Genomic DNA, 22,095 nt, shown 5'->3' on the forward strand with positions numbered 1-22,095 from the left:
TCGGGCCGTAAAAAGGGAGAATACGCGAGGACGCGTTATTCGCGGGCGCGATCGATCCCGATGCGCACGCCGGGCGTGCCGGGTGCAGCATAATGCGCCACAAGCCCGCTTTCGCGCAGGGCATGGGCGACGGCCGGTACAGAGGCCAGCGCGGCCTGCTGCTGCCGCCGATCCGCCGTGACGACGATCTCGAACGCTGCTTCCATGCGGGTTTCGACACCCGCAAGACGCGCTTCAGCGGGGGCTGCCGTGGCGGCAAACCCCGTCAAAATCGCAAAAAGAGTCAGCAGCTGGCGCAGCATAATGCGGCCGAGATAGGGATCATGTGCCCAAAGGTCCAGCGCGAAAGGCGCATTTTCAGTCCTTCAGCGCTTCGGTCTTCACGATCTGGGTAATGGTCACGCGCTTGCTGACCGGCGCACCGGTAGCATCGCGGTAAGGCAGATAGTTCACTTGTGCGGTGCAGAACGTCCGCTCCGTATGATCGCGCAAGGATGCCGCCGCGTCGCCCTTCAGCGTCTTCTGGTCCTCGGACTGGAAGGTGACAAGGCGGCAGTCCCGCACGGAACCGTCCCTTTCGACCACGAATGTGCCGGTGATCTGGCGATCGGTCGGCGCCAGGTTGCCTTGGGGAATCTGCCACCGGATCGCATTGGCATAAGTGCCGGAAACAGGCCTGCCGAGGCGGTCGCGCGCCGGATGGAATCGGGCACGTCGGCTCACCACATCGCACGTCACCGCATCCAGTGCGGCAACGCCGCTGGAACGGGTGACCGCGCAATTGCTTACGCCGCCGCTGGCATCCACATGCAGCAGGAACCTGACGGTGCCCGTTTCGCCGTTGCGCATCGCCTGCGACGGATAATCATTGGGCATGACCCATGTCGCGGGAGAAGCCACCGGAACGGGCGGTTTTACATTCACCAGCACAGGCGCAGGCGGCGGTGCAACCGGCCCCGGCGGCCTCGCTGGCGCCGCATGGGCCACCCCCGTGCCGACAGCCATGACCCCGATTGCGAACGCAAATGTTTTGATCCCCATGGCTGCCGCGATAATCGGCACGCCTTCGCTCGTCCAGCGCGAAACCGCGTTTACGCGGGGCGAGTGCGACAGTAGAGGGCGTGGCATGGATATCGCCACTTCGCCGCTCGCCCGCCCCTTCCCCGCAATGCCCGCCATCGCGGGCGCGACACCGCGCATTGCCCGCGCCGGTTACAAGGATTGGGGCCGCTGCGACCTGACCTACGTCGCACTGGATGAAGGCACTGCGGTTGCCGGGGTATTCACCCGCAACATCTGCTGTTCGAGCGAAGTGGAACTGGGGCGCGACAATATCGGCCAGGGTCTTGCCCGGGCGCTGGTGGTCAACGCGGGCAATTCCAATGCCTTCACCGGCTATCGCGGGCGCGAGGCGGTGGAACAGATCATGGATCAGGTCGCGGGCCATCTCGGCTGCCCGCGCGAACAGGTGTTCGTGTCGTCCACCGGGGTGATCGGCGTGCCCCTGCCCAAGGACAAGGCGAAAGCCGGGGTCGAGGCTGCGTTGCAGGCACGGCCCTGCAGCTGGGAGGACGCCACCCATACCATCGGCACGACCGATACGTTCGCCAAGGGCGCAACCGTGCAGGCCATGGTCGGCGATACCCTTGTCACGCTGAACGCCATCATCAAGGGCAGCGGCATGATCGCCCCCGACATGGCGACCATGCTGGGCTACATCTTCACCGATGCCGCGGTGGAGCCTGCCTTCCTGCAACAGATCCTCTCGGCCGCAGCGGATACCAGCTTCAACTGCATCACAGTGGACAGCGACACCTCGACCAGCGACACGATCCTGGCCTTCGCCACCGGCAAGGCGGGCAATGCACCGCTGGCCAGCTTTGACGATGCCGGGGCCGATGCCTTTGCCGCCGCACTGCACGACATCTGCCTGCAACTGGCCCATCTGGTCGTCCGCGATGGCGAAGGCGCGCAGAAGTTCATCGCCATTGCCGTGACCGGCGCGGTATCCGACGCCAGCGCGCGCAAGGTCGGGCTGGCGATTGCCAATTCGCCGCTGGTGAAAACCGCCATCGCCGGACAGGATGCCAACTGGGGCCGCGTGGTCATGGCCGTGGGCAAGGCGGGCGAACCGGCTGACCGTGACCGGCTGTCCATCGGCTTTGGCGGCATCTGGGCCGCGCGCGAAGGGCTGCCGCTGGCGGACTATGACGAAACGCCTGTGGCCGAACACCTCAAAGGGCAGGACATCTCGATCGAGGTCGATCTCGGCCTCGGTCAGGGCAGTGCCACGGTGTGGACCTGCGACCTGACGCACGGCTATATCGATATCAACGCCGATTACCGCAGCTGAGCATCGGCGGATGAGCGCGCTTGACGAAGAAATCCGCGATCTGCTGCGCTATGCGGCGGAACGCGCGATCCTGCCCCGCTATCGCAATCTCTCCGAACAGGATGTGGAGGAGAAGGCGAAGGACGATTTCGTCACTATCGCCGATCGCGAAACCGAACAGTTCCTGACCGAGGCGCTGACCCGGCTGGCCCCCGATGTGCCGGTTGTGGGCGAAGAAGCCGCCCATGCCGATCCTGCGGTGCTGGACCGGCTGGGTGGACCGTGCTGGATTATCGATCCGCTCGACGGCACTTACAATTTCGCGAACGGCCATCCGCCCTTCGGCATTCTCGTGGCGCTGGCCGATGGTGGGGAAACCCTCGCCGGATGGATTTATGACGCGCTGAGCGGGCGGTTCTGCCACGCGGCCAAGGGCAAAGGCGCCTTTATCGACGGCGAACGGATCACCGCGCGCACCACGGGGGAAACCCCACCGGTGGCGGCGATTTCGCTGCTGTTCATGGACCCTGCCCGGCGCGAACAGGTCACGACGCAGATCGCACCGCATTACCACGTGGTGGATATCCCGCGCTGTGCGGCGGAACAGTATCCGCGGCTGGCGCTGGGGCAGAACGATGTCTCGATTTTTGAACGCACCCTGCCGTGGGATCACGCGGCGGGCGTGCTGTTCCTCAACGAAGCGGGCGGCAAGGCCGCGCGGATGGACGATACGCCCTATCGCGTGGACGACCATGCTCGATCCGGCCTGATCGGTGCGGCAAGCCCGCGCCAGTGGGACGATCTCGCCGCGCGCATGGCCCGGATCGCGGACCAGGCGTGATGCCATTGCAAGCGCCGCTGCGGGCCCTTGCAATGGCGATCAAGTTCCAGTCGCGTTTTAGAGAACGCTTTCCAACCAGCCCTTGAGCTGGCTCTTGGGTGCGGCGCCCAGTTTCTGCGCAGCGGGCTTGCCATCCTTGAACAGGATCAGCAGCGGGATCGACTGCACGCCGAACTGGCTGGCGATATCGGTGTTCTCCATGATGTCGACCTTGGCGATCGTCACCTTGTCGGCCAGCTCTTCGGAAATTTCCTCGAGCGCCGGGGCGATCATCTTACAGGGGCCGCACCAGTCCGCCCAGAAATCGACCAGCACGGGCTTGTCGGAATTGAGAACCTCGTCTGAAAAATTCGCGTCGGTGACGGCTTTGGTCGGCATGTGTGACTCCTTGTGTTGGCGCCAATCTAGGCACCCAGCCCGCCCTTGCCAATAAGCAGGCCGGAAAAGGATTACTGCGTGGGCTGCAATTCCGGCTTGTGCGCCGCCAGCACTTCGGGCGCAATCGGCAACAGCACGGGCGCATGGGTGTAGAGCACCGCCGCACGCACGGCGCGGCCGGGATAGATCGCTTCCAGCGCGGCGGCATAGGCGGCCATCTGGCGCAATGTGCCCAGGGGAATGGTGCTGGCATCCTCGGGCGGGCGGCGGGTCGTCTTGAAATCAACAAATGTGACCGTGTCGCCCGTCACCAGAAGCCGGTCGATCGTGCCCGCGATCACCTGCCCGCCCACAGTGGCTGCAATCGGCACTTCGGCCAGGGCATCCGATGCCATCGCCCGGCCCCATTCGGGCATCGCCAGCACCGCCAGCGCGGAATCGAGCATGGCGCGCCGGGCCGCATCGTCGACATCGCCCGCATGGGTGGCCAGCCAGCGTTCCCCCGCCGCAACGCGGGCGTCCTCGGGCAATTCGGGCAGCCGTTCGAGCAGGCGGTGTACCAGCACGCCGCGCCGCGCGGCATCGGCGCGGGTGCCCGGTGGGAATGGCGGATCGGCGGATTCATCCTCCCCCGCCGCCGAAGGGGCCAGCGGGCGTGGCGGGCGCGGTTCGGGGCCGACCGCCTGCACCGCCCAATCGGGCAAGGCCGGACGTGCGGGCATGGCGGGGTTACCCTCACCCACCCCGGCAGCCCCGTGCGGTACCGGCGGCGGCAGAACGCCCCATTCGCGCCGCGTGCCCCAGACCGGATCGGGCACCGGCTCGGTCTCGAACAGCGGGGCCAATTGCGCAAACCAGCTATCCGGCGCAGGGGCACCCCGATCGCGCGGCCCCAGCGATCCGGCGATAAACAGCGCCTCTTCCGCCCGCGTCATCGCAACATAGAGCAGACGCCAGTGTTCCTCGCGTTCTTCGCGCAGCAGCCGCGCCTCGGCTGCGGCCACCGGGCCGACTTTCTGATCCTTCACCAGCCCGGGCAACGGCACCGCGCGCACTTTGCCGCCGCCGGGCGGCACGTCGTCCAGCGTGACCCCGCGCACCAGACTGGTATCGGGATTGCCCGCCGCATCGGCCAGAATGACAATCGGCGCCTGCAAGCCCTTGGACCCATGGACGGTCATCACTCGGACCATATGGTTCGCGGAATCCGCCTCGCGCTTCAGTTCGCCGTCGCTGACATCGAACCACTGGATAAAGCCCTGCAAGCTGGGCGTATGCGCGCTGGCATAGGCATGGGCGGCGTTCAGCAGTTCGTCGATCGGGTCGTTCGCCTCGCCCCCCAGCCGCGCCACCAAATTGCGCCGCCCCTGCCACGGGCCGAGCAGAATCCAGTGCAGCAGCGCCTGCGGCGGTTCGAAATCGGCCCGGGCCAGAAGTTCGAGCAGCCCGGCCAGCGTGGCCCGCACATCGGCATGGGTGGAGGCGCGCAGATGGTCCCACAGCGCGATCCCTTTGGGTCGCCATGCATGGTCGAGCAATTGCTGCTGGCTCCACCCGATCAGCGGGGAAACGAGCAGATTGGCGAGATTGAGATCGTCCAGCGGCTGCGCAGCGAAACGGATCGCGGCCATCAGGTCCTTCACCGCCAGCGGCGCGCCCAGCCGCAGCCGGTCCACCCCGGCCACCGGCACACCCGCCGCATGCAGGCGCGCGACAATCAGCCCGGCCAGTTCCTTGCGCTTGCGCACCAGCACCATGACATCGCCCGGCCCGGCATTGCGATGGCCGCCTTTGACCAGCGGGAAGCCGTTATCCATCCACAACCGCACCTGCCGCGCAATCCGGTCGGCCAATTGCCGATCGGGCCGCGACAGCCAGCCTTCCGCGCCTTCATCGCCAGCCTCGGGTTCATCGCCCGGCCCACTGTTGTCACCGCTATCGTCGTCGCCATCCGCCTGCGCCCCGACAGCGGGCCACAGCGCCACGAGGCCGGGCCGGTCCTGCCCCACGTGCGGTTCCGCCCGATCTTTCAGACCGAACCGTTCCCAGCCGATCCGGTCAATCGCGGCATCGACGAATTCCAGCACTTGCGCCGATGTGCGGAAGGATGCGCCCAGCCCGTATTCCTGCAGCCTGCGGGGCTGGTGCCGGTCGCGCAAGTCGGCCGCGTTGTCCGCCGCATGCGCCATCTCGCGCTTCACCCGCTGACGCGCCGCTTCGAAGTTTTCCGGGCTGGTCCCCTGAAAACGGAAAATCGCCTGCTTGTAATCGCCCACGGTGAAGACCGTGCGCATCATGCCGTCACGCGCGCCCTCGCCCGTGAAATAGTCATCGATCAGCGCATGGATGATCGCCCATTGTTCGGCATTGGTATCCTGCGCCTCGTCAATCAGCACATGGTCGAACCGGCGATCCAGCTTGTAGCGAATCCAGTCGGCCATATCGCTACGCCGCAAAAGCGCGGCTGCGCGGCGGATCTGGTCATCGAAATCGACGAAGCCCTCACGCGTTTTCGCCTCGTCCCACGCCAGCGCGAAAGTACGGCCGAGAGTGAGCGCCGGGGCGAGAAAATCGGCAAGGTCCACCAGCGCCAGCATATCGCGCACGCGCTGCACGCTATCGGCCACGCGCGCGACATGGCCGGGATAGCCGGGATCGACTTTTTCCTGCGCGGCCCACGCCCGCAATTTACCCGCCTGCGTGTGGAACACCGCATAAAGATCGCCGATGCGTTCGAGCCGTGCAGGCGGATCGGCGGCCAGCCAATCGGCAATCACCGCCGCGTTTTCCTGCCCGGTCTTGGCTGACCAGCCCTGATTGGCGGCGAGGCAAGCGCGCAGGGATTGCACATCGAATGCCGCATCGGTGCACAGCACCGCCACATCAGCGGCACTGGCATCGCTGGCGATGCCCAGCGCGCGGCAGATGCGCGGGCGCAAGGGCGGCTGCCATGCCCCTTCGCCAAACCACAGATCCCCCGCCGCCGCGCATTGCATCAACCAGCCCTGCACCGCATCGGGGCCTTTGAGCAGGCTCATCGTTTCAATCGCGGACAGGGTTTCCATGTCGCCCTGCCGCTGCGCCTCCAGCAGCATTTCCGACAGAACCTCGCGCGCCAGCAGTTCGCGTTCGCGATCTTCCATCGCGCGCGATCCCGGCGTCAGGCCCGCTTCTGCCGGGAAGGTCGCCAATAGCCATTGGGCAAAGGCATGGATCGTATCGATCCGCAGCCCGCCACCGGGGCAATCGAGCACGCTGGCGAACAGGGTCCGCGCCCGGGCCCGCGTTTCGGGGCCATTGTCCGCGCCAATCGCGGCAAGATCGGTGCCCAGCGCCGGGTCGCTCATCCGCACCCAGTTGGCCAGCACTTCGTTGACGCGCACCGCCATTTCCGCCGCGCCCGCCTTGGTGAATGTGAGGCAGAGGATTTGCGAAGGCTGCACCCCCTGTTGCAACAGCAGGCGCAACACCCGTGCGGAGAGGACCTGCGTCTTGCCCGTTCCGGCAGAAGCCGACAACCACACGCTTTCCCCCGGATCGACGGCCAGCTTCTGATTGCCATGCAGCGGGAAGACCTTGCCGCTCATTCCCCCGTCTCCGCATCGCCGGCAAGCGCCTGCCATTCGTCCAGCCGCATCAACTGGTCGTAATCGGCATAGCCGGGATAATCGGGATTGAGCCGCGCGGTGAACGGGTCATCCCCCTTGATCCAGCGGCTGATGGCGTCGCGCAGAAAGCCCATGGTCACATCAAGGTATTCTTCGCGTTTCAAGCCCTTGCTACGGCCTTCTGCGATCCGTTCCACCCGATAGCCAAAGCCCGTTTCGCTTTTGGCGTGCTTGCCGAACGACCAGTATTCGAAATGGCTCGGCTCGCCCGTGGCCTTGGGAATGCCGCCGGCCTGCGCCATCAGGCCGATCAAGCCCAGTTGCAGGGCATAGCCCTTGATCACCATTCCGGCGGAAGGCGGGCTACCGGTCTTGTAATCGACAATCGCCAGTTCGCCATTGGCCAGCCGGTCGATCCGGTCGGCCCGGCCATGGATGCGCACGCCATCGACCACCATTTCGCCATCCGCCTCGATCGCCACGATTTCCCGATCGGGCAGACGTGCGATTTCCGCTGCGATCCAGTCCAACGCGGCCAGGAGGCGCGGCCGCCACAGCCCCCGCATCAGCGGATGGGCGTTTTCTTCATCCAGCACGCGTTCGGCAATCGGGCGCAAGTCCCCGCCCTGTTCGTGCCATTCCTGCAGGATACGGTGCGCCACAGTGCCCTGCCATGCAGGCGAAGGCGCGGCATCCAGCGCATCGAGACTGCGCAGCCGCAGGATCGCGCTGGCATAGAACTGGTAGGGATCCCCGCGCAGCCGGTCGAGCGCGGTCACCGCCAGCGCGACATCGCGCTGTTCGGCCCCCGGCCTCGGTTCGGGGCGTTCGTAACGCGGTGCGGGATCGGCATGGTCCAACGCCCGCGCCAAGGCCACCATGCCCTGTTCCTGATGCGCGGCCAGCAGGTCTTCGCCCAGCAGTGCACGCACCCGCAGCAAAAACCGTGACGGGATCGCGGGCCCTTGTCCGTCGCGCTGCGCCCGGCTCAACACCACGGCGGGCGCACCCAGCGCCCCGGCAAGATCGTGCGCGGCCAGCCCGATCCGGAAATCCGCCCCCGGCACGCCCAGCGCGCGCAGCACGGCGGGCGGCAACAGCGGGTCCGGCCCCGGCGGCTGCGGCCAGCTGCCTTCGTTCAGGCCTCCGCAGATCACCAGATCGGCACGGCTCATCCGCGATTCCAGCAAGCCGTAGATCGCCACGCGGGGATGGCCGCCATAAGGCGGGCGCACCGCCACCTTGTCCATCGCATCGCGCAGCACCGCAGGCAGGGCCAGCGGTTCCAGCATGGTACCGACCTCGTCCGCGCGGGCGCGCAAGTCTTCCACCAGCGCGGACAGCGCGCGGCCATCTTCCCGGCCCCACAGCGCCAGCCCGCACAAAGCCTCCCCCGCAGCGGCCAGGGCATCGATCTGCGCAGCCAGCGGCAGGGGTTCGCCCGCATCCCCGGGCATCAAGGGGGCGAGGATCGCCGCGATCCCGTCCCACCACGCCTCTGCCCCGGCATCGCGGCGGGCCAGCGCGGCAACGCGGGCGCGCAATGACTCCAGCCCTTGTGGTGGACGCGGGCCACGCAGCCGCAATTCCAGCGCACGGGCGCGTTCCAGCCACAGGGCGCGGCCTTCCCCGCCACCGACCAGCGGATGCTGCAACAGGGCGCAAAGCGGCACAGGGGCGGCATGTTCGGCCATGACTTCGGCGAGAAGCAAGAGCACCCGGCCAGCCGGGGTCTGCGACAGCGCGCGCCCGGCGGTGTCGTCCGCCTCGATATGCCAGCGCCGCAGATGCGCGGTGACCCGCCCCGCCAGCCCGCGATCCGGGGTGACCAGCGCCACGCGCCGTTCGGGCACGTCCAGCGCCTCGCGCATCAGCAGGGCAATCGCCTGCGCTTCTTCTTCGGGATTGGCGCTTTCCATCAGGCGCACGCCCGACAGGCGGCGGCTTTCCGGCGGCAGCGATGCCCAGGCCGCGCTTGCCCGTGGCGGCAGGAACAGGCTCGAAATCGCATGGCTGCGTTCGGGCGGCGCTGCGCCCAACCCCGCGCGATGCCATGGGCGCACTTCGCTGCGCGCGATCCCCATGCGATTGAGCAACAGCTTCAGGTGATATTGCGGATGGGTGATCGCATCGTCACTGCCGAACGGCGGCCCGCCCGGCTCCACAGGGGCACCGGCACAGCCCAGTTCTTCCCACACGGCAGGATCGAGCGTCAGATCGAAATCGGGCAGGATCACCGCCCCGCGCGGGCTTTCCGACACGACCCGCAGCAGCCGCGCCAGCGCCGGGGCGGCACTGGTGACACCGGCGGCCACCACCGGGGTTGCCGGGGGTGTTTCGGCCCAACGCCGCGCGGCATGGTCGAACAGGCGATTGCGCCGCGCCGCGGCATCCAGTTCGCCCCGTGCCTCCAGTTCGGCAAGCCAGCGGACCTGCACTCTCAGGAACAGCCGGGTCGATTCCGCCCAATGTGCCGCCTGTTCGCCGACAATGCCGATCACGGGTTCCTGCATCAGCGCTTCGGGCGCGATATCTTCCACCAGCAGGCGGTCCATCGTGCGGCACAGCTGTTCGGCCTGCCGCAGCAGCGCCGCCCCGCGCGGGGCATCGGCCCCGGCCTCTTCCGCAATCAATTGCGCCACGCGCAGCCAGCGACGTGTGGGATCGGCAGCGGGCGGGATATCCGCCCCCGCCCCGATCGGATCGAGCAGCGGCCCCAGCGTTTCATCGAGATCGAGATCGCCGACCACCGCCATGCGCGGCATCAGCAGCCCCGCCAGCCCCTGTTCACCCGCCAGCCGGATGAACGCCTCGCTCACCGTGCGGGCGGCGCGCTGGCTCGGCAGCAGCAGTGTCAGCCGGGCAAGCCCGATATCCTCCTCGCGATAACGCGGCAGCAGGCCCGCGACGAGCGCATCGGCAAAACCCCGATGGGCGGCAATCGCGTAAACCTCGGGTCCGCTACGTTCAGCCACCGTTGACTGCGGCTTCAGTGGCGGCAACCGCAGCGGGGTCCCCCACTTCGTACCATTGGCCGGTAAAAGTCGTGCCGTAGAGCCGCCCATCGGCAATCGCCCGGTCCCACAACACGTTGGTGGAAAACGGCCCGGTGGGCGGGTCGCGCAGCAGCCGGTGTGAAACGAGCTGGATGCCGGTGTAGATGAACGGCGCAACCCGTTCCGCGCGGCGGCGGCTGACCCGGCCCAGCGGATCGAGATAGAAATCGCCCGATCCGCGATAATTGCGGGCACCGGCATGTGGCACCATCAGCAGCAGGGCATCCATCGTTGCCGGGTCCCACAATTGGGAAAGCTGGTGGAAGCAATCCTGCGGCCCTTCGAGCCAGAGATTATCGCTGTTGAGGCAGAAAAACGGATCGGGCAGCAATGGCTGCGCCTTGACCATGCCGCCCCCGGTTTCGAGCAGCAGGTCCCGCTCGTCCGAGATCACGCAATGCGGAGCCTGCCGCGCCAGCACATGCGCTTCCAACGAATCGGGCAGGTAGTGGACATTGACCACCGCATTCGCGATGCCCGCGCTCGCCAGCCGGTCCAGCGCGTGATCGATCAACGGCTTGCCCGCCACTTTCACCATCGGCTTGGGCCGGGTGGAAGTCAGCGGGCGCATGCGTTTGCCGAGCCCGGCCGCCATGACCATCGCGGTATCGCTGGCGAGCGGTTTCATACCAGCCCGCCCCCGCGCCGTTCGCGCAGTTCCGCAGGAATGTTCGCATCGAACCACGCGGCCACGGGCGCCAGCGCCGGATGGGCCAGATCGCGCTCCATCGCGTCCCACACGCGCGGGATCATCGTGGGATAGCGCGGTTTGCCATCGCGCTTCCACAAGCGGACGAAAATGCCGACAATCTTGGCGTTGCGCTGCGCACCCAGCCGGGCATAGTCCGCTTCGAAATCGGGGCCAGCGCCTGCTTGCGCGGCGTAGTAGTCCAGCATCGTGCGTTCCAGCGCGGGCGAGACATCGCGACGCGCATCCTGCAACAGCGAGACGAGATCGTAGGCCGGATGGCCGACCAGCGCATCCTGATAATCGATCAGGCCCTGCGCCCCGTCGGGCAGCATCATGATGTTTTCCGCATGATAATCGCGCAGCACGGTCACGCCCGGCGTCTGGCGTTCCAGCATCGGGGCCAGCGCTTCGTCCCACGCGGCGGTATAACCTTCCGCATCCACCGCGATTCCCGCCGCCGGGCAGAACCATTCCGGCAGCAATGCGGCTTCGCGCTGATAGACTGCCATGTCGTAGGGATCGAACGGCCCGGGCGGCAGGCGGTGCAACGCCACCAGCGCATCGATCGCCGTGCGATAGGCGGCCACTTCATCCTGCGGCGCATCGTCGAGATGATCGCGCATCCGCACATCGCCAAAATCTTCCATCAGCACGAACCCGCGCGTGCCCTCTTCGGCGTAGATCGCGGGCGCCCGCAGCCCGTTATCGGTCAGCCAGTGGCCGACGTGGAGGAACGGCCCGGTGTCTTCTTCCGGCGGTGGGGCATCCATCATCATCGCCGTGCGCGATCCATCCGCATCGCGAATGCGGAAATACCGCCGAAACGAGGCATCGCCGGGCAGCGGCTCTATCACACTGCCACCCCACCCTGCCCCAGCAAGGAATGAATTGATGCCGTCCGGCAAGCGTGTCGTCATGGGCAGCGGTCTAGCCAATCGACACCCGGTTCGACAATGGCGATCCGCCCTTCTCCACCATGTTCCAGCCTGATCGACAAACAGGCCGGTTCATGCGCGAAGCCACCGGCGTGTTCCGGCCATTCCGCCAGCATCGCCGCGCCGTGGCGATAATCGTCCAATCCCAGCTCCTCCACCTCTGCCGGGTCGTCCAGGCGATAGAAATCGGCATGGACCAGCGGCAGCCGCAACATGGGCGATTCGTATGACTCGATAATGGCAAAGCTGGGCGACGGCACTTCGCCCTGATGCCCCAGCGCGGCAATGATCGCGCGCGCCAGCGTGGTCTTGCCCGCGCCCAGACCGCCCGACAGCGCCACCACATCGCCCGGCCGCAACCGCTCGGCAATGGCCCCGCCGAACCGCTCCATCGCCGCAAGATCGGGCAGATCGCGCGTCATGGCAGGATAATCGTGGCCGTGGTGCCCACGCCCTTTTGCGACATCAGTTCCAGCCGCCCGCCGTGCGCCTCGATCAACTGCTTCGCCAGCGGCAGCCCCAGCCCCTGCCGCCGCACCACGCCCTTGCCATCGGCCGCGATCCGGTAGCCATCCAGCGCATGCGCCAGCTGGTTGACGGTCATCCCTTCGCCGTTATCGGACACGACGACCTGCATACCCTGCTTGCCCGGCGACACATCGATCAGAATCCGCCCACCCGATGGCGTGGCGGTGATCGCATTGTCGAGAATATGGCCCAGCGCACGGCCAAGCCTGCGCCGGTCGGCCTGAACCTTCCCGGCCGCCTGATTACCCCGCAGGTTGAGGCTCAACCCGCCATCCAGAATCCGTTGTTCGCGTTCGCGCACCAATTTGGTGACGAACGGCATCATATCGACTTCTTCCAGCGCCAGCGGCAGCAGGCCCGCCTCGCTCTGCGTCAGGTCGAGCACGGTTTCGATCTGGTCGCCCAGCTTCTCCACCGAAGACAGGATGCCATCGACATATTCGCGCGCCTGCGGGCTCAGTTCGCCCGCGATCCCGCTTTCCAGCAATTCGGCAAAACCGCCGATCGAGGTCAGCGGTGTGCGGAATTCATAGCTCATATTGGCGAGGAACCGCGTCTTCACCGCATCGGCTTCTTCCAGCGCGATATTGCGTTCGCGCAGCGCCTCTTCCGCCTTGCGCGATGCGGTCACGTCCAGCACTGTCAGCAGCCCATTGCCATCGGGCAAAGGCACCCCGGCAAATTCGAGAATGCGCCCGTCCGCCAGCGCCACTTCGCCATTGGTCTGCTTGCGATCCAGCGTCGCCGCGCGGACCACGCCGGAAATCGCCTCGATCTGTTCGGGCTGCAGCAGATGCACGGCAATCTTTTCGAGCAGCCCTTCCACCCGCGGATGGCGATCGAGAAATTCCTCTTCCAGCCCCCAGTCCGCCGCAAACCGCCGGTTCCATATCTGCATCCGTCCATCCGGCGCGAACACGGCCAGCGATTCGAACAGCGAATCGAACGTGGCGGTGCGGGTCCGCAGCAGCGTGTCGCGCGTGGCCGACAGAGCGAGGTGTTCGGTCTGATCTTCCGCGATCAGCACCAGCCCGCCATCGGGCATCGGCTGGGCGATAATACGCAGATGCGTGCCATCGCGCAGCGGCCAGGCTTCCTCGCGCGGTTCGCCCGCGGCAAACCATTGCACGTGTTCGCGCCGCCATTCAGGGAAATCGCGCAGTTCGGGCAGGCGTTCGTTATCCCGCGCCATGGCCAGCCACTGTTCAAAATCAGGGGCATCGATCAGCATCGCGGGCTTGAGTGCGAAAATCCGCAGGAACGGCCCGTTGGCAAAGGCAAGGCGGCGCTTGCCATCGAACTGCGCCACGCCAACCGACAACAGATCGAGCATCGAACGCTGGGCATCGCGAAAGGCGCGCAAGGCCCGGTCCTGTTCTTCCAGCTCCTCGACATCGATGGCGTAACCCGCCACGCCTTCTTCGCCCAGCGGCATGTCGCTGACGCGCTGGGTGCGCCGCTGGCCATCGATCGTCGCGCTGACATCGCGCGCGATTGCCTTGTTCCGTACCCGCGCCTGATCCGCCACTTGCGCCGCGGTCAACCCATCCACCGCCTCGATCAATTCGATCTGATGGTCGATTACGCTGCCCGGATCGGACGCGCCCACCGCCCGCACATAGGCCGAGTTGACCAGCCGCAACCGCGCATCCGGCCCCCGGAACCACATCGGGATCGGCGCGGCTTCGATCAGGCCGACCAGCGCAACGAATTCATCGCGCGCATGGGCCGCTTCTGCCCGCAGTTCAGCGAGTTCCGCCTCGCTTTCGCTGAAATCGAACACCCAGACCAGCGCCGCACCGCCCGGCGCCACTTGCGAATCCACCAGATAACCGCGCATGGCGAGGCTGCGGCGCGATCCGCGCGGGGTCACCGCCATGCGAAACGGGGTGGCGGTCTTCTGCGCCACACGCACCGCTTCGGCGAGTTCGGCCAGTTGCCCTGCCTCAATTCCGGCATCCCCGGCGTCGAGTTCGCTCAGATATCCGGGCACGGCCTCCAGCCCCAGCCATGCGGCCAGCCGCTGCGGCGCCTCGATCCGGCCATCGGCCCGCACCAGCATGGGAATCGCGGGGGCTTCGTCGATCATCCGCGCCATGCGCCGCGCCGCCTTGCGCCCGCCTTCGGCCCGACGCATCGCCGTGCGCGCCGAAAGCATCAGCCAGCCAGCCCCCAAAGTCCAGGCGGCGAGCAGAAGTCCGATGAGGACCAGCGCGGTTTCGGAAAGCGTCATGCGGCCATCGCTATGCCCGGCCCGCGCAATTTACAATGGGCCGAACAGGGCCCGGCACACAACCGGGCCCGTTTTCAGCAGAATCAGTAGCGATAGTGATCGGGTTTGAACGGCCCTTCGACCGGAACCCCGATATAATCGGCCTGTGTCTGGCTCAGCTTGCTCAGCTTGACGCCGAGTTTTTCAAGGTGAAGCGCAGCCACCTTTTCATCGAGATGCTTGGGCAGAACATAGACATTGTTGTCATAGCCTTCGCCCTTGGTGAACAGTTCGATCTGCGCCAACACCTGATTGGTGAAGCTGGAACTCATCACGAAGCTGGGGTGGCCCGTTGCGCACCCGAGGTTCACCAGACGCCCCTTGGCCAGCACGATGATCTGCTTGCCATCGGGGAAGGTCACAAGGTCGGTGCCCGGCTTCACTTCTTTCCAGCTATAGTTGTTCAGCGCGGAAATCTGGATTTCGCTGTCGAAGTGGCCAATGTTCGAGACGATGGCCATGTTCTTCATCGCCTTCATGTGTTCGGCGGTGATCACGTCTTCGTTACCGGTGGCCGTCACGAAGATATCCGCACGGGTCACGGCTTCTTCCATCGTGACGACTTCATAGCCTTCCATGGCGGCCTGCAGCGCGCAGATCGGATCGATTTCCGTCACCAGCACGCGGGCCCCGCCCTGACGCAGCGACGCGGCCGATCCCTTGCCCACATCGCCGAACCCGGCAACACAGGCGACTTTGCCGGCCAGCATCACATCGGTGGCGCGGCGGATGGCGTCGACCAGCGATTCCTTGCAGCCGTAAAGGTTGTCGAACTTCGACTTGGTCACGCTGTCGTTCACGTTGATCGCGGGGAACGGCAGCTTGCCCTGTTTGGCCAGCTGATAGAGGCGGGTAACGCCGGTGGTGGTTTCTTCGGATACGCCATGGATCGCCTTGACCGTCGCGGTCAGGTAGCCCGGCTTGCGCGCGAGGAATTCCTTCAGCGCGCGCTGAAATTCGATTTCTTCGGCATTGCCCGGCTGCGGCAAGGCTTCCCCGGCCTCGACCCGTGCGCCCCACAGCGCGAACATGGTGGCATCGCCGCCATCGTCGAGAATCATGTTGCAGGTGGCATCATCGCCCCAGTCGAAAATCCGGCCGACGTAATCCCAGTATTCGGCCAGGCTTTCGCCCTTGATCGCGAACACCGGAATGCCCTGCGCGGCAATCGCGGCGGCAGCGTGATCCTGCGTCGAAAAGATGTTGCAGGTCGCCCAGCGCACGTCCGCGCCCAGTGCCGTCAGCGTTTCGATCAGCACGGCGGTCTGGATCGTCATATGCAGCGAACCGGTGATCCGAGCGCCTTTCAGCGGCTGGGCCGCGCCGTATTCGGCACGCAGCGCCATCAATCCGGGCATTTCGGTTTCGGCAATGGCAATCTCGTCGCGGCCGAATTCGGCAAGCGACAGATCCCTGATGACATAGTCCTGGCTGGCGTTCTGGACGGAGGCAGTGGCCACTCTCGAAACTCCCGGGAAAAGCGCGAAAATCAAGGCGCAACGATGAAAGCCGCGCCGGTCAGGGGCCGCCTTTAGCCGCTTGCCGCCAGCGACGCAAACGCTTGCGACCATGGTTGCGACGTGCCGCCCTTCGCCATGGCCCGTGCGCCCGGCCGGGATCGCTTGCAAAGCGGTTGCGGTATGCCCCCTCGCCCGCTTATGCGTGCACCCGGTTGGAGAAACGAAAGGATGAATCGATGAGCATTTCCGTTGGGGACAAACTTCCGGATGTCACGCTGGTGAAAGCCACTGCGGATGGCCCGGACAAAGTCCAGTCGAGCGACTATTTCGCTGGCAAGAAAGTGGCCCTGTTTTCCGTGCCGGGCGCGTTTACCCCGACCTGTTCGGCCAAGCACCTGCCGGGCTTCGTCGAAAAGGCCAGCGAACTGAAAGCCAAGGGCATTGATGAAATCGCCTGCACCGCCGTGAACGATGCGTTCGTCATGGGTGCATGGGGCCAGCGTGACGGTTCCGGCGATGTGACCATGCTGGCTGACGGCAACGGCGATTTCGCGCAGGCTGTCGGCCTGACGATGGACGGCAGCGGCTTCGGCCTTGGTCAGCGCGGTTCGCGCTGGTCGATGGTGGTGAACGACGGTGTCGTCGAACAACTCAATGTCGAAGCGCCGGGCGAATTCAAGGTCAGCACGGCCGAATACCTGCTGGACCAGATCTGATCCGGCAGATCACGGCCCTGCGGCCGTGCCAAACGCAAAGGGCGCCCCACAGGGCGCCCTTTTTCGTGACAGGGGCATTGGCCCGGCCGGTCAGTAGCCCATCAGGCTGAGCACTTCCTTGCGGCTGCGTTCGTCTTCGAGGAACACGCCCATCATCTGGCTGGTAACCATGGTCACCCCCGGCGTACGCACCCCGCGCGCGGTCATGCAGGCATGGCTGGCCTCGATCACCACGGCAACGCCGCGCGGTTTGAGATTGTCCCAGATGCACTGCGCCACTTCGGCGGTCAGCCGTTCCTGAATCTGCAACCGGCGGGCATAGCCGTGCATCACGCGGGCCAGCTTCGAAATGCCGACCACATGGTCCTTCGGAAGATAGGCAATCGCCGCCTTGCCGATAATCGGCGCCATGTGATGTTCGCAATGCGACTGGAAAGGAATGTCCTTCAGCAGCACGACTTCGTCATAACCGCCCACTTCCTCGAAAATGCGCGACAGGTGAATCGCCGGATCGTCATCGTATCCGCTGCAATATTCTTTCCACGCACGGGCCACGCGCTTGGGCGTGTCAAGCAGGCCTTCCCGCTCCGGATCGTCCCCGGCCCAGCGGATCAAGGTGCGGATGGCTTCCTGCACATCCTGCGGAACTGGTGCCTTGCCGCGCGGATCGTCTTCGTCCGGGCCTACCAGGCTGCTCATTCGGCTTTCCCCTTCTCAAGTCATCTTTATTCGGCGCGCGACCCGGTTGCGCCACGCATCCAAGCCCTTAGCCATATTGATCACGGCTTGTCGACCACCCGATCACGCGAAGACCATGGTTACGACAGCACAAAACCGTATGCCATATATTATTTCTTTGCCAGCGTTCCTTTCTACGCTTCCGGCCCGCCGGTCTTGCCCACCGCCTCGCTCAGCAAGATCAGGTCAAGCGGCCGCGCCGCGCACAGCATCCCATACCATTTGCGCGTCAGCAGCGTCGAATCCCGGTCACGTTCGGCCAGCGCCTGCACATCGCGCCGATGTTGCTCGATCAGTTCCGCCAGCATCGCCGCCCCGGCTTCCGACAGCTTCATCACTTCGGATGCATAGACCGCATTGGCGGAGGAAAAATCGATCGCCAGAAACGCTGGCTTCATGCGCGCTTCGAACAGCGCGCGCATGGGCGATTTGCGGAACAGCATCGAACGATCGACCAGCGAACGCACCCGCCCGCCCGAAAGCCGATCGATCAGCGCGAGCCGTTCCAGCCGGGCCAGCGCGCTTTCCATCATATGCGCGGGAACCGCCAGATCCTCCGCTGTTTCCTGCGGCGAAATTCCGCCGACAATCGTCATGAACAGGAAGGAAAGGAACACGTCGCTCGCCAGTTCGCGTTCCTGCGCCAATGTGAGTTCGCGCGTCATGCCCGGCTGGGCGTGTTCGGCTTCGCGGGCCAGTTCGGCAATGCCCATGCCGCACAGATCCGCCAGTTGTTCGATCCGTTCAAGCGTCAGCCCCTTGCCCGCCAGCCAGCGTTTGGCCGTGGGTTCGCTGATCTTGAATTCCACGGCCAGCTTGCGCGCGGTCCACCCCGCCTGGCGCAATTCCTTGCGCAAAAGGGCGACCATGGCCGAACTGGTGGAATCGTGTCGCATTGTCGCTGCCAGATGATGACATTCGACGCGAATTGGCAAGAAGGGAACGGCGGATAACGCATAAATTCCACTTGCCTTGCACGAAAGGCCTCGCCAGATTGGCTATTCGCGTAACACACAGAAGGGCAAACTACGCAAAGCGTATGTCACGGTTACTCACCACATCGGTGCTCCCGCTGACCGGGGCAAACGCCTCTACGCCATGGCAATTCTGGTAGCGGCCCCTTTATGAGCGCCCCGTTGATCGACGATATGGACCGTCAGCTTATCGCCCTGCTTTCGGGGGATGCGCGGGTTTCCAATCGCCGTATCGCGTCCGACCTCGGGGTGACCGAAGGCACCGTGCGCAGCCGGATCAAGCGGTTGCAGCATGAAAATCTGATCAGCTTTACGGCAATTACCGGCCTCGAACTGGCCTCCAAATCACGGCTCGGCAAAATCCGGATTCAGGCGGACACAGTGCGCCAGCGCGAAATCGCGGAACTGATCTCGCGCATGGACCCGATCAACGCAGTGCTGCTGACCATGGGGTCGTTCAACATTCTGGCCATGTGCCTGTTTGAGGAACTGGGCGAACTGGCCGAACTCGCCTCCGACCGGATTCTTGCCCTTCCCGGCGTCCATCATGTCGAAACCTCAGTGGCCGTTCGCCAACTGAAATACAACGCACTGGTCGCCAAGATCACCTGATGCGCGATGGCGCGCCCTTGGAGAAACCCGCACAACAATCACCACGCGGGGGAAGGTGATGCCGATATTCTGAACACCACAGCCCCTAATGACTGTATATTCAGGTATATATCATAAGATAATATTCAGGTTTTACAGCCGCACCCCGGTGATGCGCGAGACATATTGTCTAATACATGACAATTTGATCTAATCACAGAAACGACGCAGACAATTAATGTACCGCCATATATGGATCGTGGCGCGCGCGATATTGGATGCGAGAACATTGCAACTCCCGCATCACGGGGACGCGGGGGCAATTTTGGGGGCAATATGAAAAAGTTAGTTTGGGCCGTCACACTGTCCGCGTGCATTACTGCGGCGAGCAACCTTGCAGCACAGGATGTGACGCAGGAGCCATCGCAGGCTTCTCCTGTCACGGTTCCTGCACCGCGCACCATCACCCTGCCGATAAATACGTTGGTGGAGGTAACGCCTGCTCAAGAGATTACCTCAAAGAAGATGAAGGAAGGCACCACACGAGAATTCCTCGTGGTTAACGATGTCAGCTATCAGGGCATCGTTGTAATTCCTCGGGGTGCACCCGTTGAAGCTGAAGTCACATGGAGAACCGGCAAGGGCATTGTCGGTAAATCCGCGAAATTTGAACTGGTCTTCCGCACAGTCCGCCTGAGCGGATCGACGTACAAGTTACGCGGCCAGCATAGACAGGAAGGGCGCGGCAACACGGTTGCGGCACTTCTCGGCAGCGGTATTATCACCGGCAAATCAGCAATTATGACCCCTGGACAGATTGTGAATATATTCACCGCTGAACCTATCACCGCTTCCGCACTTTAATATAGGACAGAGCGGGGCGGATGGATTGGCTCGCCCCAACCCTCGATGATGCAAAGCATTTTGCGTTCTAGTTTCAGCCACCCTGGCGGGAGGAGCAACGGCGCGATGCCAGCTCTTCCCGCCGTGTTCCACCCAGCCGATAGGGACCGGCGGTGCATCGCAGCGGTCGTGGCGAACGACTTCGGGCGATGTCATCGGCGCGTTTGCCCGCGACGGACAGAAGACACTGGCGAGGCCATTGCGGAAGAACAGACGACGAAAGCGGGGCGAGATCGCGCGATGACGGCACAACAACGGCAGGCTGCGTTCAACCGACAGGCCCACGGCAGCCTCACCTTGTCGATCGGACGACGCAGCAAACGGCGTAGCCGCGCAACGATGCGAACACCAAGCGGACGGATGTGATTGCCTGAGCGACCTCGTCATCGGCCTCGACGGCGCGGTGACCGCGGGAAGTACCACCGCCGCCAATATCTGCATTCGCGGGATCGGCACAGACGATTGTCAGAGCCACACCGATCCCCCACGACGATGGACATCGATAGTGCCCTAAACGCGCGCCCGGGAGCCGCCCTGTTCGACAGGATCGACATGGAACGGGTGGCGGTCTTACGCGGACCGCAGGGGACGCTTTTTGGCCGTAACGCCACAGGCGGCGCCATCACCATCACCACGCGAAAGCCATCCAGTATTTTCGGCATTCAGCAGCGCAATGCGATGAGCGAAATCGTAATCCCGTTTGGATGAACAGCGATGCGATACAGGCCACAAGGCCCAGCAGCCCTTGTTCCAGATGGTCGGTACGACACCCGGCGTCCTGAAATATTTGGGCGAGCCGCCTGATGCCTATCTGATTGCCGGAAAGAAAAAGAGCGGCAACCAAATGGCTCCGCTCCACCTAAGTCTTTTGAAAATTGGCGCGCCCGGAACGATTCGAACGTCCGACCCTCAGATTCGTAGTCTGATGCTCTATCCAGCTGAGCTACGGGCGCGCTGTGAGGGGGCCAATAGGGGGCAAGTTTCGGTGTGGCAACCCCTAAGATGAGAAGTTTTTCCACGGAATGCGAGAAAGCAGTTCGATATCCAGTGGCGGCATCGGATAGCCTTGCAATGCCGCGGGTTCCACCCAGGCAAATGCCCCACCCTCACGCGCATAGGGCTCCCCCTCCCACTGCCCCACGGCATAGAGAAGCAGCACCACCGCACGCCCCGCCGCATCAGCCGCGCCTTCCGCGAAAGCGACCGGTTCAAGCGCACCATGCGCCAGTGCGAGCCCCAGTTCCTCGTCGATTTCCCGGATCAACGCGACGCCCGGCAATTCGCCGGGTTCGACCTTGCCGCCCGGAAACTCCCACAACCCGCCGTGCGCCTTGCCCGCCGGACGTTGCTGCAACAGCACGCGGCCGTGTTCATCCCGGATCAGCGCGGCAACAACCCATATCGCCGCCACTTCGCTCTTTGACGCCCCTCCGTCTGGCGCGTCACTTTTCCCCGCATTCATCATCTGGAAAGCTTTCGTTAGAACTTTTCGTTCAAAAAATGCTGAATCAGATCCGTATCCAGAGGGCGGCAACGTGAAAAGCCTGAACAGACTTAAACAACTGCTCCACGATGAATCCGGAGTCACGGTCATCGAATACGGCCTGATCGTGGCCCTGATCTGTATTGCCATCATGGCATCGCTGCGCAACGTCGCCGATGAAACCAACGGCTTGTGGGCCATTGTCACCAAGCATGTGAATACCGCGATGGAAGAATCCGGCGACGACTGATCGCATTAGGAATTTATCAATAGGTTCAAACTAGAAGCAAAATTGCTCACACCCCAAAAGGTGGGAGCCGGGTACTTGAAGATGTAAACCAGGAGATGACAATGAAGTTTTTCAGCAAGCTGCTGCGCGACGAATCCGGCGCGACCGCCATTGAATACGGCCTGATCGCTGCCCTGATCGCTGTTGCTGCGATCGCTGCGATGACCACGATCGGCAGCAACCTCCAGGGTACTTTCGACAACGTCGGTAGCGAACTCGAAAAGGGCAAGGCATAATTAGCTCTGCTCTTAACCAACAGGAAAGGCGGCAGGGAAACCTGCCGCCTTTTTTGATTCACCA

General features: G+C 64.3%; 21 protein-coding genes and 1 tRNA gene. 8 read left to right on the forward strand and 14 right to left on the reverse strand.

Annotated features, from left to right (window positions below; genetic code table 11):
* Positions 1-35: 35 nt before the first annotated feature.
* Both EGO55_RS01850 and EGO55_RS20500 read right to left on the reverse strand, forming a co-directional pair.
* Positions 36-302: a hypothetical protein gene (locus EGO55_RS01850; protein WP_021689284.1), complete on the reverse strand. Its 267-nt coding sequence runs from the start codon at positions 300-302 to the stop codon at positions 36-38.
* Between the two features lie 55 nt (positions 303-357).
* Positions 358-876 (reverse strand): energy transducer TonB, encoded by a 519-nt coding sequence (locus EGO55_RS20500; protein ID WP_052023616.1) that lies wholly within the window; start codon positions 874-876, stop codon positions 358-360.
* Between the two features lie 250 nt (positions 877-1,126).
* Here EGO55_RS20500 and argJ point away from each other — a divergent pair, with 250 nt between their 5' ends.
* Together argJ and EGO55_RS01865 are read left to right on the forward strand one after the other, a co-directional pair.
* The gene (gene argJ / locus EGO55_RS01860; protein WP_021689286.1) at positions 1,127-2,353 is read left to right on the forward strand and encodes a bifunctional glutamate N-acetyltransferase/amino-acid acetyltransferase ArgJ; all 1,227 of its coding nucleotides are present in this window, start codon (positions 1,127-1,129) and stop codon (positions 2,351-2,353) included.
* 10 nt (positions 2,354-2,363) lie between these two features.
* Positions 2,364-3,173 (forward strand): inositol monophosphatase family protein, encoded by an 810-nt coding sequence (locus tag EGO55_RS01865; protein WP_021689287.1) that lies wholly within the window; start codon positions 2,364-2,366, stop codon positions 3,171-3,173.
* Between the two features lie 57 nt (positions 3,174-3,230).
* On the opposite strand, the gene trxA is transcribed toward EGO55_RS01865, so the two are convergent.
* The 8 genes from trxA to ahcY all read right to left on the reverse strand — a co-directional run bounded on the left by trxA (position 3,231) and on the right by ahcY (position 16,101).
* Positions 3,231-3,551 carry a thioredoxin gene (trxA, locus tag EGO55_RS01870; protein WP_021689288.1) on the reverse strand — a complete coding sequence of 107 codons (321 nt, stop codon included), beginning with the start codon at positions 3,549-3,551 and terminating at the stop codon, positions 3,231-3,233.
* Positions 3,552-3,622: 71 nt separating this feature from the next.
* Positions 3,623-7,138, reverse strand: coding sequence for a double-strand break repair helicase AddA (gene addA / locus EGO55_RS01875; RefSeq protein ID WP_021689289.1), 3,516 nt, complete (start codon positions 7,136-7,138; stop codon positions 3,623-3,625).
* Positions 7,135-10,134 carry a double-strand break repair protein AddB gene (gene addB / locus EGO55_RS01880; RefSeq protein WP_021689290.1) on the reverse strand — a complete coding sequence of 1,000 codons (3,000 nt, stop codon included), beginning with the start codon at positions 10,132-10,134 and terminating at the stop codon, positions 7,135-7,137. The genes addA and addB overlap by 4 nt, the downstream gene beginning before the upstream one ends.
* Positions 10,127-10,843 (reverse strand): nucleotidyltransferase family protein, encoded by a 717-nt coding sequence (locus tag EGO55_RS01885; RefSeq protein WP_021689291.1) that lies wholly within the window; start codon positions 10,841-10,843, stop codon positions 10,127-10,129. The genes addB and EGO55_RS01885 overlap by 8 nt, the downstream gene beginning before the upstream one ends.
* Entirely contained in the window at positions 10,840-11,823 is a 984-nt protein-coding gene (locus EGO55_RS01890) for an aminoglycoside phosphotransferase family protein (RefSeq protein WP_040715028.1), read from the reverse strand. The genes EGO55_RS01885 and EGO55_RS01890 overlap by 4 nt, the downstream gene beginning before the upstream one ends.
* The gene (gene tsaE, locus EGO55_RS01895) at positions 11,820-12,263 is read right to left on the reverse strand and encodes a tRNA (adenosine(37)-N6)-threonylcarbamoyltransferase complex ATPase subunit type 1 TsaE (protein ID WP_021689293.1); all 444 of its coding nucleotides are present in this window, start codon (positions 12,261-12,263) and stop codon (positions 11,820-11,822) included. The genes EGO55_RS01890 and tsaE overlap by 4 nt, the downstream gene beginning before the upstream one ends.
* A complete protein-coding gene (locus EGO55_RS01900; RefSeq protein WP_021689294.1) occupies positions 12,260-14,602 on the reverse strand; it encodes a sensor histidine kinase in 2,343 nt (780 codons plus the stop codon). The genes tsaE and EGO55_RS01900 overlap by 4 nt, the downstream gene beginning before the upstream one ends.
* 83 nt (positions 14,603-14,685) lie before the next feature.
* Positions 14,686-16,101, reverse strand: a complete 1,416-nt coding sequence (ahcY, locus tag EGO55_RS01905) for an adenosylhomocysteinase (protein WP_021689295.1) — start codon at positions 16,099-16,101, stop codon at positions 14,686-14,688.
* A 236-nt stretch (positions 16,102-16,337) separates the two neighbouring features.
* On the opposite strand from ahcY, the gene EGO55_RS01910 reads away from it, so the two are divergent.
* Positions 16,338-16,817 carry a peroxiredoxin gene (locus tag EGO55_RS01910; protein ID WP_021689296.1) on the forward strand — a complete coding sequence of 160 codons (480 nt, stop codon included), beginning with the start codon at positions 16,338-16,340 and terminating at the stop codon, positions 16,815-16,817.
* A 90-nt stretch (positions 16,818-16,907) separates the two neighbouring features.
* On the opposite strand, the gene folE is transcribed toward EGO55_RS01910, so the two are convergent.
* Both folE and EGO55_RS01920 read right to left on the reverse strand, forming a co-directional pair.
* The gene (gene folE, locus EGO55_RS01915) at positions 16,908-17,516 is read right to left on the reverse strand and encodes a GTP cyclohydrolase I FolE (RefSeq protein ID WP_021689297.1); all 609 of its coding nucleotides are present in this window, start codon (positions 17,514-17,516) and stop codon (positions 16,908-16,910) included.
* 173 nt (positions 17,517-17,689) lie between these two features.
* Positions 17,690-18,451 (reverse strand): helix-turn-helix domain-containing protein, encoded by a 762-nt coding sequence (locus EGO55_RS01920; protein ID WP_210766622.1) that lies wholly within the window; start codon positions 18,449-18,451, stop codon positions 17,690-17,692.
* Positions 18,452-18,679: 228 nt separating this feature from the next.
* Between EGO55_RS01920 and EGO55_RS01925 the strand changes: the two genes are divergently transcribed.
* The 3 genes from EGO55_RS01925 to EGO55_RS01935 all read left to right on the forward strand — a co-directional run bounded on the left by EGO55_RS01925 (position 18,680) and on the right by EGO55_RS01935 (position 20,731).
* Positions 18,680-19,141, forward strand: a complete 462-nt coding sequence (locus tag EGO55_RS01925; RefSeq protein ID WP_021689299.1) for an Lrp/AsnC family transcriptional regulator — start codon at positions 18,680-18,682, stop codon at positions 19,139-19,141.
* 315 nt (positions 19,142-19,456) lie between these two features.
* On the forward strand, positions 19,457-19,984 hold the full coding sequence (locus EGO55_RS01930; protein WP_021689300.1) for a hypothetical protein: 528 nt from the start codon (positions 19,457-19,459) through the stop codon (positions 19,982-19,984).
* A gap of 531 nt (positions 19,985-20,515) precedes the next feature.
* Positions 20,516-20,731: a TonB-dependent receptor plug domain-containing protein gene (locus EGO55_RS01935; RefSeq protein ID WP_021689301.1), complete on the forward strand. Its 216-nt coding sequence runs from the start codon at positions 20,516-20,518 to the stop codon at positions 20,729-20,731.
* 168 nt (positions 20,732-20,899) lie between these two features.
* Here the strand turns inward: EGO55_RS01935 and EGO55_RS01940 are convergent.
* Both EGO55_RS01940 and EGO55_RS01945 read right to left on the reverse strand, forming a co-directional pair.
* Positions 20,900-20,976, reverse strand: a tRNA-Arg gene (locus EGO55_RS01940).
* A 44-nt stretch (positions 20,977-21,020) separates the two neighbouring features.
* Positions 21,021-21,488, reverse strand: coding sequence for a (deoxy)nucleoside triphosphate pyrophosphohydrolase (locus EGO55_RS01945; protein ID WP_021689302.1), 468 nt, complete (start codon positions 21,486-21,488; stop codon positions 21,021-21,023).
* Between the two features lie 70 nt (positions 21,489-21,558).
* Here EGO55_RS01945 and EGO55_RS01950 point away from each other — a divergent pair, with 70 nt between their 5' ends.
* Both EGO55_RS01950 and EGO55_RS01955 read left to right on the forward strand, forming a co-directional pair.
* Positions 21,559-21,756, forward strand: coding sequence for a Flp family type IVb pilin (locus EGO55_RS01950; RefSeq protein WP_021689303.1), 198 nt, complete (start codon positions 21,559-21,561; stop codon positions 21,754-21,756).
* Between the two features lie 101 nt (positions 21,757-21,857).
* Positions 21,858-22,031, forward strand: coding sequence for a Flp family type IVb pilin (locus EGO55_RS01955; RefSeq protein WP_021689304.1), 174 nt, complete (start codon positions 21,858-21,860; stop codon positions 22,029-22,031).
* Positions 22,032-22,095 lie beyond the last annotated feature (64 nt).

Origin of the sequence: Caenibius tardaugens NBRC 16725 (assembly GCF_003860345.1) — a bacterium.
In the GTDB taxonomy this organism is placed as follows: domain Bacteria; phylum Pseudomonadota; class Alphaproteobacteria; order Sphingomonadales; family Sphingomonadaceae; genus Caenibius; species Caenibius tardaugens.

Excerpts from the sequence above, each read along its gene's own strand:
- EGO55_RS01850 (WP_021689284.1), bottom strand. The coding sequence starts at position 302 with ATGCTGCGCCAGCTGCTGACTCTTTTTGCGATTTTGACGGGGTTTGCC.
- EGO55_RS20500 (WP_052023616.1), bottom strand. The coding sequence starts at position 876 with ATGCCCAATGATTATCCGTCGCAGGCGATGCGCAACGGCGAAACGGGC.
- argJ (WP_021689286.1), top strand. The coding sequence starts at position 1,127 with ATGGATATCGCCACTTCGCCGCTCGCCCGCCCCTTCCCCGCAATGCCC.
- EGO55_RS01865 (WP_021689287.1), top strand. The coding sequence starts at position 2,364 with ATGAGCGCGCTTGACGAAGAAATCCGCGATCTGCTGCGCTATGCGGCG.
- trxA (WP_021689288.1), bottom strand. The coding sequence starts at position 3,551 with ATGCCGACCAAAGCCGTCACCGACGCGAATTTTTCAGACGAGGTTCTC.
- addA (WP_021689289.1), bottom strand. The coding sequence starts at position 7,138 with ATGAGCGGCAAGGTCTTCCCGCTGCATGGCAATCAGAAGCTGGCCGTC.
- EGO55_RS01885 (WP_021689291.1), bottom strand. The coding sequence starts at position 10,843 with ATGAAACCGCTCGCCAGCGATACCGCGATGGTCATGGCGGCCGGGCTC.
- EGO55_RS01890 (WP_040715028.1), bottom strand. The coding sequence starts at position 11,823 with ATGACGACACGCTTGCCGGACGGCATCAATTCATTCCTTGCTGGGGCA.
- tsaE (WP_021689293.1), bottom strand. The coding sequence starts at position 12,263 with ATGACGCGCGATCTGCCCGATCTTGCGGCGATGGAGCGGTTCGGCGGG.
- EGO55_RS01900 (WP_021689294.1), bottom strand. The coding sequence starts at position 14,602 with ATGACGCTTTCCGAAACCGCGCTGGTCCTCATCGGACTTCTGCTCGCC.
- EGO55_RS01910 (WP_021689296.1), top strand. The coding sequence starts at position 16,338 with ATGAGCATTTCCGTTGGGGACAAACTTCCGGATGTCACGCTGGTGAAA.
- folE (WP_021689297.1), bottom strand. The coding sequence starts at position 17,516 with ATGAGCAGCCTGGTAGGCCCGGACGAAGACGATCCGCGCGGCAAGGCA.
- EGO55_RS01920 (WP_210766622.1), bottom strand. The coding sequence starts at position 18,451 with ATGCGACACGATTCCACCAGTTCGGCCATGGTCGCCCTTTTGCGCAAG.
- EGO55_RS01925 (WP_021689299.1), top strand. The coding sequence starts at position 18,680 with ATGAGCGCCCCGTTGATCGACGATATGGACCGTCAGCTTATCGCCCTG.
- EGO55_RS01930 (WP_021689300.1), top strand. The coding sequence starts at position 19,457 with ATGAAAAAGTTAGTTTGGGCCGTCACACTGTCCGCGTGCATTACTGCG.
- EGO55_RS01935 (WP_021689301.1), top strand. The coding sequence starts at position 20,516 with ATGGACATCGATAGTGCCCTAAACGCGCGCCCGGGAGCCGCCCTGTTC.
- EGO55_RS01945 (WP_021689302.1), bottom strand. The coding sequence starts at position 21,488 with ATGATGAATGCGGGGAAAAGTGACGCGCCAGACGGAGGGGCGTCAAAG.
- EGO55_RS01955 (WP_021689304.1), top strand. The coding sequence starts at position 21,858 with ATGAAGTTTTTCAGCAAGCTGCTGCGCGACGAATCCGGCGCGACCGCC.